Source organism: Bordetella saccharivorans (assembly GCF_045862855.1).
GTDB lineage: Bacteria > Pseudomonadota > Gammaproteobacteria > Burkholderiales > Burkholderiaceae_B > Bordetella_A > Bordetella_A petrii_F.
Genome location: NZ_BAAFZO010000001.1, coordinates 2,585,068 through 2,595,204 on the forward strand (window position 1 = coordinate 2,585,068; position 10,137 = coordinate 2,595,204).

General features: G+C 61.5%; 6 protein-coding genes, 2 tRNA genes, 2 rRNA genes and 1 other RNA gene. 9 read left to right on the forward strand and 2 right to left on the reverse strand.

Translation table 11 applies throughout. The features are described 5' to 3' along the window. Nucleotides 1-36: 36 nt before the first annotated feature. From ACKTT0_RS12390 to ACKTT0_RS12410, 5 genes are all read left to right on the forward strand, one after another. A tRNA-Ile gene (locus ACKTT0_RS12390) sits at nucleotides 37-113 on the forward strand. Nucleotides 114-161: 48 nt separating this feature from the next. Beyond that, nucleotides 162-237: transfer RNA gene (locus tag ACKTT0_RS12395), tRNA-Ala, on the forward strand. Between the two features lie 281 nt (nucleotides 238-518). Next, nucleotides 519-3,401: ribosomal RNA gene (locus ACKTT0_RS12400) — 23S ribosomal RNA — on the forward strand. A gap of 148 nt (nucleotides 3,402-3,549) precedes the next feature. Beyond that, nucleotides 3,550-3,662: ribosomal RNA gene (gene rrf / locus ACKTT0_RS12405) — 5S ribosomal RNA — on the forward strand. A gap of 175 nt (nucleotides 3,663-3,837) precedes the next feature. Further along, nucleotides 3,838-4,203 carry a DUF4870 family protein gene (locus tag ACKTT0_RS12410; RefSeq protein ID WP_407850186.1) on the forward strand — a complete coding sequence of 122 codons (366 nt, stop codon included), beginning with the start codon at nucleotides 3,838-3,840 and terminating at the stop codon, nucleotides 4,201-4,203. A gap of 207 nt (nucleotides 4,204-4,410) precedes the next feature. Here the strand turns inward: ACKTT0_RS12410 and ACKTT0_RS12415 are convergent, their stop codons facing one another. Then, nucleotides 4,411-4,689, reverse strand: coding sequence for an SWIB/MDM2 domain-containing protein (locus tag ACKTT0_RS12415; RefSeq protein ID WP_006217453.1), 279 nt, complete (start codon nucleotides 4,687-4,689; stop codon nucleotides 4,411-4,413). A 146-nt stretch (nucleotides 4,690-4,835) separates the two neighbouring features. Between ACKTT0_RS12415 and ACKTT0_RS12420 the strand changes: the two genes are divergently transcribed. Beyond that, nucleotides 4,836-6,029, forward strand: a complete 1,194-nt coding sequence (locus tag ACKTT0_RS12420) for a M20 aminoacylase family protein (protein ID WP_407850187.1) — start codon at nucleotides 4,836-4,838, stop codon at nucleotides 6,027-6,029. Between the two features lie 19 nt (nucleotides 6,030-6,048). Beyond that, nucleotides 6,049-7,107: a dihydroorotase gene (gene pyrC / locus ACKTT0_RS12425; protein WP_407850188.1), complete on the forward strand. Its 1,059-nt coding sequence runs from the start codon at nucleotides 6,049-6,051 to the stop codon at nucleotides 7,105-7,107. Between the two features lie 18 nt (nucleotides 7,108-7,125). On the opposite strand, the gene ACKTT0_RS12430 is transcribed toward pyrC, so the two are convergent. Further along, complete coding sequence (locus ACKTT0_RS12430; protein WP_407850189.1) at nucleotides 7,126-8,940, reverse strand: ATP-binding cassette domain-containing protein; 1,815 nt, start codon at nucleotides 8,938-8,940, stop codon at nucleotides 7,126-7,128. An 81-nt stretch (nucleotides 8,941-9,021) separates the two neighbouring features. Here ACKTT0_RS12430 and rnpB point away from each other — a divergent pair. Together rnpB and mraZ are read left to right on the forward strand one after the other, a co-directional pair. Continuing rightward, an RNA gene (gene rnpB, locus ACKTT0_RS12435) (RNase P RNA component class A) lies at nucleotides 9,022-9,436 on the forward strand. A 271-nt stretch (nucleotides 9,437-9,707) separates the two neighbouring features. After that, nucleotides 9,708-10,136, forward strand: a complete 429-nt coding sequence (gene mraZ / locus ACKTT0_RS12440) for a division/cell wall cluster transcriptional repressor MraZ (RefSeq protein ID WP_028356849.1) — start codon at nucleotides 9,708-9,710, stop codon at nucleotides 10,134-10,136. The last annotated feature ends 1 nt before the right edge of the window (nucleotide 10,137 follow it).

The following is a 10,137-nucleotide window of genomic DNA, read 5'->3' on the forward strand; positions in this document are numbered from 1 at the left end:
GCCGCGACCCTGACTGCTGATCCGAAGAGGGTTTTTGGGTCTGTAGCTCAGTCGGTTAGAGCACCGTCTTGATAAGGCGGGGGTCGTTGGTTCGAATCCAACCAGACCCACCAGGTATTTCCTGTGGCGGCGGCCGGTAGTGGTCGCGGATGAGGGGATACGGGGGTGTAGCTCAGCTGGGAGAGCGCCTGCTTTGCAAGCAGGATGTCATCGGTTCGATCCCGTTCACCTCCACCACGCGCTAGAGTTCAACGCCCAGGGTTGCGAGTCGGCCCTGTGCGTTGGGTTTTGCCCAATGCAAGCTATACATCGTTCTTTAACAATTAGGAAGAAGCACAACGAAAGTGTGTTCATGTAGTAGTTGGCGCGAGCCGATGAAAATGAGCACGGGTTGTGATTGCATAGATTTAGTTCCAAGTCTCAAGATTCCGGTCGCAGTTGGATCGGGATAGCTTTGAAACTTATGAACGGCACAAACGCGAAACATATCAGCGTCCTATAAGACGGTAGTGTTATAGGATCAAGCGACTAAGTGCATATGGTGGATGCCTTGGCGATCACAGGCGAAGAAGGACGTGGTAGCCTGCGAAAAGCTGCGGGGAGCTGGCAAACAAGCTTTGATCCGCAGATGTCCGAATGGGGAAACCCACCGCGCAAGCGGTATCCCTGGCTGAATACATAGGCCAGTGGAGGCGAACCGGGTGAACTGAAACATCTCAGTAGCTCGAGGAACAGACATCAACCGAGATTCCGAAAGTAGTGGCGAGCGAAATCGGAGTAGCCTTTACGATTTAGCCAATCAGATAGTCGAACGGGATGGAAAGCCCGGCCGTAGCAGGTGATAGCCCTGTAGACGAAATCTGGCTGGTGGAACTAGGCGTAAGAGAAGTAGGGCGGGACACGTGAAATCCTGTCTGAAGATGGGGGGACCATCCTCCAAGGCTAAATACTCGTGATCGACCGATAGTGAACCAGTACCGTGAGGGAAAGGCGAAAAGAACCCCGGAAGGGGAGTGAAATAGATCCTGAAACCGTATGCATACAAACAGTCGGAGCCTCTTAATGGGGTGACGGCGTACCTTTTGTATAATGGGTCAGCGACTTACATTCAGTGGCGAGCTTAACCGGATAGGGAAGGCGTAGCGAAAGCGAGTCCGAACAGGGCGAATCAGTCGCTGGGTGTAGACCCGAAACCAGATGATCTACCCATGGCCAGGTTGAAGGCACGGTAACACGTGCTGGAGGACCGAACCCACTAGTGTTGAAAAACTAGGGGATGAGCTGTGGATAGGGGTGAAAGGCTAAACAAATCTGGAAATAGCTGGTTCTCTCCGAAAACTATTTAGGTAGTGCCTCAAGTATGACTGCGGGGGGTAGAGCACTGTTATGGCTAGGGGGTCATGGCGACTTACCAAACCATGGCAAACTCCGAATACCCGCAAGTCCAGCTTGGGAGACAGAGCACCGGGTGCTAACGTCCGGACTCAAGAGGGAAACAACCCAGACCGCCAGCTAAGGTCCCAAATTATCGCTAAGTGGGAAACGAAGTGGGAAGGCATAGACAGTCAGGAGGTTGGCTTAGAAGCAGCCATCCTTTAAAGAAAGCGTAATAGCTCACTGATCGAGTCGTCCTGCGCGGAAGATGTAACGGGGCTCAAGCGATAAACCGAAGCTGCGGGTGTGTACTTTGTACACGCGGTAGGAGAGCGTTCTGTAAGCCTGCGAAGGTGGCTTGTAAAGGCTGCTGGAGGTATCAGAAGTGCGAATGCTGACATGAGTAGCGATAAAGGGGGTGAAAAGCCCCCTCGCCGTAAGTCCAAGGTTTCCTGCGCAACGTTCATCGGCGCAGGGTGAGTCGGCCCCTAAGGCGAGGCAGAGATGCGTAGCTGATGGGAAGCGGGTTAATATTCCCGCACCGTCGTACAGTGCGATGGGGGGACGGATCGCGGAAGGTCATCAGGGTGTTGGATGTCCCTGTTGCTGCATTGGAGAAGGCGCTTTAGGCAAATCCGGGCGCGTAATTCAAGGGTGTGGCACGAGATCCCATGTGGATCGAAGTGATTGGAAGTGGTTCCAAGAAAAGCCTCTAAGCTTCAGCTGTACGAGACCGTACCGCAAACCGACACAGGTGGACGGGATGAATATTCCAAGGCGCTTGAGAGAACTCAGGAGAAGGAACTCGGCAAATTGATACCGTAACTTCGGGAGAAGGTATACCCCGGTAGGGTGAGGCGCCTGCGCGCCAAGCTCGATGGGGTCGCAGAGAATCGGTGGCTGCGACTGTTTATTAAAAACACAGCACTCTGCCAAGACGAAAGTCGACGTATAGGGTGTGACGCCTGCCCGGTGCCGGAAGGTTAAGTGATGGGGTGCAAGCTCTTGATCGAAGCCCCGGTAAACGGCGGCCGTAACTATAACGGTCCTAAGGTAGCGAAATTCCTTGTCGGGTAAGTTCCGACCTGCACGAATGGCGTAACGATGGCCACACTGTCTCCTCCTGAGACTCAGCGAAGTTGAAGTGTTTGTGATGATGCAATCTACCCGCGGCTAGACGGAAAGACCCCATGAACCTTTACTGTAGCTTTGCATTGGACTGTGAACCGGCCTGTGTAGGATAGGTGGGAGGCGCAGAAACCGAGTCGCCAGATTCGGTGGAGCCGTCCTTGAAATACCACCCTGGTTTGTTTGCGGTTCTAACCTTGGTCCGTTATCCGGATCGGGGACAGTGCATGGTAGGCAGTTTGACTGGGGCGGTCTCCTCCCAAAGCGTAACGGAGGAGTTCGAAGGTACGCTAGGTACGGTCGGAAATCGTGCTGATAGTGCAATGGCATAAGCGTGCTTGACTGTGAGACTGACAAGTCGAACAGGTGCGAAAGCAGGACATAGTGATCCGGTGGTTCTGAATGGAAGGGCCATCGCTCAACGGATAAAAGGTACTCTGGGGATAACAGGCTGATACCGCCCAAGAGTTCATATCGACGGCGGTGTTTGGCACCTCGATGTCGGCTCATCTCATCCTGGGGCTGTAGCCGGTCCCAAGGGTATGGCTGTTCGCCATTTAAAGAGGTACGTGAGCTGGGTTTAAAACGTCGTGAGACAGTTTGGTCCCTATCTGCCGTGGGCGTTGGATACTTGACGGAGCCTGCTCCTAGTACGAGAGGACCGGAGTGGACGTACCTCTGGTGTACCGGTTGTCATGCCAATGGCATTGCCGGGTAGCTAAGTACGGAAGAGATAACCGCTGAAGGCATCTAAGCGGGAAACTCGTCTGAAGATTAGGTATCCCGGGGGCTTGACCCCCCTGAAGGGTCGTTCGAGACCAGAACGTTGATAGGTCGGGTGTGGAAGCGCAGTAATGCGTTGAGCTAACCGATACTAATTGCCCGTGCGGCTTGATCCTATAACTCTGCGGGTTTTATAGACCTGGTATGAGCGCGTAGCATTCAAGTGCCGTTCAAACAAACTTCATAACCCTCGCCCCATCCCGGGCGCGATGTGCTTCTTCCGAATTGGGGCGCCGGCCACAGGCCTGCGCCCAACCCGCTACGCCTGACGACCATAGCAAGGTGGTCCCACTCCTTCCCATCCCGAACAGGACAGTGAAACGCCTTCGCGCCGATGATAGTGCACATCCGTGTGTGAAAGTAGGTCATCGTCAGGCTCTTATCCCCCAAAACCCCAGTGAGCATCCCTCACTGGGGTTTTGCTTTTGCAGCGCCATAAGTCCATCTCGCGTCGCGACCCCGCCACATCGCGGTAACACGGCCTGCCGCCAACCCCGGGCATGCGTCTTTGTGCGGTAAGATTGACTAAATCTATTCGATGGAGCGGCTATCGTGAGCGATCCCCAGACTTCCCTACCCAGCAATTCCCCCGATTTGCGCACGTTGACCCATGTGGCCTATGGCCTGTATGCGCTGGGTTTTCTCACGGGCGGCTTCCTTGGCATTGCCACGCTGGCGGCTGTAGTGCTGATGTACGTCAAGCGTGCCGATACGGCGGGCACCATGTATGCCGCGCATTTCGATTGGCTGCTGCGCACCTTCTGGTGGGCATTGCTGTGGCTGGCCATCAGTGCCATCGCCACGCTGATTTTCATTGGCTGGATCGGCCTGGCCGCCACCGTGGTGTGGGTGCTGTACCGCCTGATCAAGGGCTGGCTGGCCTTGCTGGAAGGGTCTGCGCCTACATCCTACGCCTGAAGGCCATGCCATATGACAACGGCTGACCAATAGGTCAGCCGTTTGTATTTTGGGAGTCCGCCAGGCGGGTGCATCGGCGCCGGCCGGAGTGCACTGTGCGGGCAGGGGGCTCGGACGAGGAATACAGGCTTGTAGAGCCTGGAGCAGCGGCCCTGGCGCGCGCGTCGGGCGGAGGGCAGGGACGTACCAGGTACGCCCTTTGCCGGCTTACTTCAGATGGGCGTTGACCAGCTTGGTCAGTTCGAACATCGTGACCTGGTCTTTGCCGAAGATCGGACGCAGCTTGGCATCGGCGTTGATGTTGCGCTTGTTGCTGGCATCTTGCAGGTTGTGTTTCTTGATGTATTCCCAGATCTTTTTGGTGACCTCGGTGCGCGGCACGGCTTCGGAGCCAATGACGGCGGCCAGCTCTGCGCTGGGGGTCAGCGGCTTCATGAATGCGGCGTTCGGCTTGCGTGCGGTCGCGGGTTTGGAGGTTGTAGCCATAATGCGGCGCTCCTTCTCTGGCTGTTGGAAAAATTGTCCTGCGGGCGGAGCATAACGTGTCTCCCAGCCAAAGACAAAGCCATTTATGCTCTGTAGCAACTAAAATGGGGACTTGGACACCCCATTACCAAGGTGTGTAACGTCTCATGTACGCCAGATCCGCGCTCGAATCCATCCGCCTGTTTCACGACGAATTGACGGCCATACGCCGCGATTTGCACGCCCATCCGGAACTGGGTTTCGAAGAGGTGCGCACGTCCGGCATCGTGGCCGGCGCGCTGGAGGCCCTGGGCCTGGAAGTGCACCGGGGCATCGGCAAGACGGGCGTCGTGGGGGTGATACGCGGACGGCGCTGCGATAGCGGGCGCATGATCGGTCTGCGCGCCGACATGGACGCCTTGCCCATGACCGAAGACAACGACTTCGCCTACAAGTCGAGCAAGCCGGGTCTGATGCACGGCTGCGGGCACGATGGCCATACCGCGATCCTGATCGGCGCGGCGCGCTATCTGGCGCAGACGCGCAACTTCGACGGCACTGCCGTGTTGATCTTCCAGCCGGCCGAAGAAGGCAGGGGCGGCGCCAAGGCAATGATCGAGGACGGGCTGTTCGACACCTTCCCGTGCGATGCCATTTACGCACTCCACAACTGGCCAGGCCTCAAGCCGGGCACGGTCGGCATCAACCCGGGCCCCATGATGGCGGCCGCAGACCGTTTCGAGATCACCATCACCGGGCGGGGCGGCCATGGCGCGCATCCGTACCAGACCATCGACCCAGTCACCATCGCCGGCCACGTCATCACGGCGCTGCAGACCATTGTGTCGCGCAATGTGAATCCGCTCGACTCCGCGGTGCTGTCGATCGGCTCGCTGCAGGCCGGGCACCCGGGCGCCATGAGCGTGATCCCGCGCGAGGCCAAGATGGTCGGCACGGTGCGCACGTTCCGCAAGTCGGTGCAGGAAATGGTGGAAACGCGCATGCGCGAATTGGTCGGCGCGGTGGCAGGCGGCTTCGGCGCCACCGCGGAAATCGAGTACCAGCGCATTTATCCGGCCACCCTGAATACGCCGCAGCATGCCGACTTGGTGGCCGACATCGCGACCGACATGGTCGGCAAGGAAAACGTGGTGCGCGACCTGACGCCTTCGATGGGTTCCGAGGATTTTTCGTTCATGCTGCAGACGCGGCCCGGCGCGTATTTCCGGTTGGGGCAGGGCGGCGCCGAGTCGGGCTGCCTATTGCATAATTCCCGTTTCGACTTCAATGATGCCGTGATTCCGCTGGGCAGCGCGATGTTCTGCGCCCTGGCCGAACGCGGCATGCCTCTGGCCGATTGAGCCGCCATTTTCCGCTTTCATGTCCTCTCAGAACGCTACGCAACTGACCATCACCCGCCCGGACGACTGGCACCTGCACCTGCGCGACGGCGCCGCACTGCAAGCCGTGGTGGGTGACACGGCCCGCCAATTCGCGCGCGCCATCATCATGCCGAACCTGCGGCCGCCGGTGACCACCACCGAGCAGGCGCTGGCCTATCGGCAGCGCATCGACGACGCGCTGCGCCGGCATGGCGACGTGGGAGATTTCACGCCGCTGATGACGCTGTACCTGACCGACAACACGCCGGCCGAGGAAATCATCCGCGCCCACGCGTCGGGCCAGGTCCACGCCGTGAAACTATATCCGGCGGGCGCCACCACCAATTCGGATGCCGGCGTGACCGACCTGCTGGGCAAGTGCGGCAAGGCCCTGCAGGCCCTGGAGCATTGCGGCATGCCCTTGCTGGTGCATGGCGAGGTGACCGACCCGGACATCGATGTGTTCGACCGCGAGGCGGTGTTCATCGAGCGCGTCATGCAGCCGCTGCGCCGTGCCTACCCGGGCCTGAAAGTGGTGTTCGAGCACATCACCACCAAGGACGGCGCCGAGTACGTGCGCGACGCCGAAGGCCCCATCGGCGCCACCATCACCCCGCAGCACCTGCTGTACAACCGCAATGCCATTTTTACGGGCGGGGTGCGGCCGCACTGGTATTGCCTGCCCATTCTCAAGCGCGAAGTGCACCGGCAGGCGCTGGTCGAGGCTGCCACCAGCGGCAGCCCGCGCTTCTTCCTGGGTACCGACAGCGCGCCGCATGCGCGCGGGCTGAAGGAACATGCCTGCGGCTGCGCGGGATGCTATACCGCGCTGCATGCCATGGAGCTGTACGCCACCGCGTTCGAGCGGGCCGGGCGGCTGGACCGGCTGGAGGGTTTCGCCAGTTTCCATGGCCCGGACTTCTACGGCCTGCCGCGCAATACCGGCACGCTGACGTTGCGACGCGAGGCGTATGTGATTCCGGACGAAGTGCCATTCGGCGAGACATCGCTGGTGCCGCTGGCCGCCGGCGAAGCGCTGGAGTGGCGGGTGGCGTGACCACCCGCGCCGCGGCGCTCAGGTATTGGCGCGGCGGCTTTCCAGCAGTTCCCAGCGCGCGAACTTGTCTTCCAGTTCGGTTTCCAGCGCCGCCAGTTCGGCATTGATGCGCTCGACTTCGTCCGGCGCGTCGCGATACAGGCTGCCGTCGGCCAGCCGCGCCGACAGGGCTTCCTGACGCGCTTCGATGTCGGCGATTGCCTCCGGCAGCGCTTCCAGTTCGCGCAGTTCCCAGGCGCTGAGCCGGGCCGGCCGCGCCGGGCGCGCGCGCGGCGCGGCCGTGGGGGCTTCGGGCGCTGCCTCGGCCGGCCGCGCCGGCCTGGCCGGCTGCACCGGCGCGGGGCGCTGGGCAACCCATTCATCGTAGCCGCCGACATAGTCGCGCCAGCGCCCGTCGCCTTCGCTGGCGATGGTCTGGGTGACGACGTTGTTCAGGAACGCGCGGTCATGGCTGACCAGCAGCACGGTGCCGGTGTATTCCTGCAGCAGTTCTTCGAGCAGCTCGAGCGTTTCGATGTCGAGGTCGTTGGTCGGCTCGTCGAGCACCAGCACGTTGGCCGGCCGGGCGAACAGGCGGGCCAGCAGCAGCCGCGCGCGCTCTCCGCCCGACAGGCTGCGCACTGGCGAGCCGGCGCGCGCCGGCGAGAACAGGAAGTCGCCCAGGTAGCTCATGACGTGCTTGCGCGCGCCGCCGATCTCTACCCATTCGCTGCCAGGGCTGATGACATCGGCAAGCGTGGCGTCCTCGTCGAGCTGGGCGCGCATCTGGTCGAAATAAGCGACCGCGACATTGGTGCCCAGGCGGGTCGATCCGCTGTCGGGCGCCAGTTCGCCGAGGATGAGCTTGAGCAGCGTGGTCTTGCCCGCGCCGTTCGGCCCGACGATGCCGATACGGTCGCCGCGCAGGATGGTGGTGCCGTAGTCACGCACCACGACCTTGTCGCCGAACGCCTTGTCGACATGCTTGAGTTCCGCCACGAGCTTGCCCGAGCGCTGCCCCTCGGCCAGCGCCAGGCTGACATTGCCCATGCGCTCGCGGCGTTCGGCGCGCTCCACTCGCAGGCGCTCGAGCCGCCGGACCCGGCCTTCGTTGCGGGTGCGGCGCGCCTCGATGCCTTTGCGGATCCAGACTTCTTCCTGGGCCAGCAGCTTGTCGAAGCGTTCCTGCTCGAGCCGCTCGGATTCCAGCCACTGGGCCTTGCGCTCTTGCCATTGCGAGAAATTGCCGGGAAAGCTGAGCAGTCGGCCACGGTCGAGTTCGACGATGCGGGTGGCCACCGCGTCGAGAAAGCGGCGGTCGTGGGTGATGATGACCGCGGCGCCTTTCCAGTTGCGCAGCAGTTCTTCGAGCCAGGCGATGCCGTCGAAATCCAGGTGGTTGGTGGGTTCGTCCAGCAGCAGCAGGTCGGGCTCGTCGACCAGGGCGCGCGCCAGCGCCACGCGCTTGCGGGTGCCACCGGACAGGCCCGCCAGCGGCGCGTCGGCCGGCAGGCCGAGGCGCTCGAGCGCGGCCCGCACGCGCGCCGGGCGCTGCCAGTCTTCGTGGTCGTCGCCGATGGCGTGCACGACATCGAAGACAGTGGCCTGGTCGTCCAGGACCGGTTCCTGCTCGACAGTGGCCACGCGCAGGCCCGAGGCGCGCGCGACCTCGCCGTCGTCCGGCTGGGCGCGGCCATCGAGCAGGCGCAGCAGCGACGACTTGCCGGCGCCGTTGCGGCCGATCAGGCCGATCCGTTCGCCGGCCTGGATGGTGAAGTCGGCGTGGTCGAGCAGGGCATGGTGGCCGTAGGCCAGTTGCACGCCAGTGAGGGTAATGAGAGTTGCCAAAGCCATGAGACGGGATTGCCGGATGCGGAGCAGCCCGTATTGTCGCAGGAAGCGTGCCGGCCGCCGGCTGTACTAAAATGGGCAGGCAAGACAGGTCGGGCAATCGCGGCGGATGCGAATCCGTCGAGGAAGGTCCGGACTCCACAGGGCAGGATAGCGGCTAACGGCCGTCCGGCCGCGCCGCGGGGCTTTGCCCGGCGGTGCGGGCGAGGAACAGGGCCACAGAGACGAGTCTGCGGGGCGGGCGCGCCTGGCGCGCACCGGCACGGCCATCTCCGTGCCGCGCCGTCCGTCAAGGGCGGCGGCATCGCAGGGTGAAACGCGGCAACCTCTATCCGGAGCAACACCAAATAGGCATGCGCGGGCCCACGGGCCCGGAGGGCGGCTCGTCCAAGCATGCGGGTAGGTGGCTACAGCGGTCCAGCAATGGCCCGCGCAGAGGAATGATTGCCCGCCGGGGCGACCCGGCGTACAGAATCCGGCCTATAGACCTGTCTTGCCGCTGAATCCGGGCCGTCAGGCCGGCCCCGCGCGTGCGGGGCCGAACGTAAAACAATGAAAGCACGCCCGATCCGGGCCATTTCTGAAGAAGGACTTTTAATTGTTACTGCAACCCCCTGATTTATCAGGGGGTTTTTGTTTTTGAAATTCTTGAAAGTGTCCTAAGTCCTTGTTGTGATTGAAAAAATTGCAACCACGCGCTTGACCGGGTTTGTCCATTACCGTAGAGTGGGAAAAAGTAGGAATTTGTGCAATTAAGTGGGGTAACTGTGGTGTTCCAGGGAAGCAGCGCGCTGACGCTCGATGCCAAGGGACGGATCTCGATTCCGACCCGGTATCGTGACGCGCTCGTCGCGCAGGCCGAAGGCCGGCTGACCCTGACCCGCCACCCTGACGGCTGTCTGCTGGTGTATCCGCGGCAAGAGTGGGAAAAGAAGCGCGAGCAGATCGCCGCGTTCCCGATGTCCGCGCGTGCGCTCCAGCGGCTGCTGCTGGGCAACGCCCAGGACGTCGAGCTCGACGGCTCTGGTCGCGTGCTGATCGCGCCCGAACTGCGCAACGCTTCCGGTATGACGCGCGACGTGATGCTGCTCGGTATGGGCGCGCACTTCGAGCTCTGGGATGCCGCTTCCCTGGCCCGCCGCGAGGCGGAAGACCTGGCTCAGGGGATGCCGGACGTGTTGAACCAGTTTTCGTTCTGAA

Excerpts from the sequence above, each read along its gene's own strand:
- ACKTT0_RS12415 (WP_006217453.1), bottom strand. The coding sequence starts at position 4,689 with ATGGCTACAACCTCCAAACCCGCGACCGCACGCAAGCCGAACGCCGCA.
- ACKTT0_RS12420 (WP_407850187.1), top strand. The coding sequence starts at position 4,836 with ATGTACGCCAGATCCGCGCTCGAATCCATCCGCCTGTTTCACGACGAA.
- pyrC (WP_407850188.1), top strand. The coding sequence starts at position 6,049 with ATGTCCTCTCAGAACGCTACGCAACTGACCATCACCCGCCCGGACGAC.
- ACKTT0_RS12430 (WP_407850189.1), bottom strand. The coding sequence starts at position 8,940 with ATGGCTTTGGCAACTCTCATTACCCTCACTGGCGTGCAACTGGCCTAC.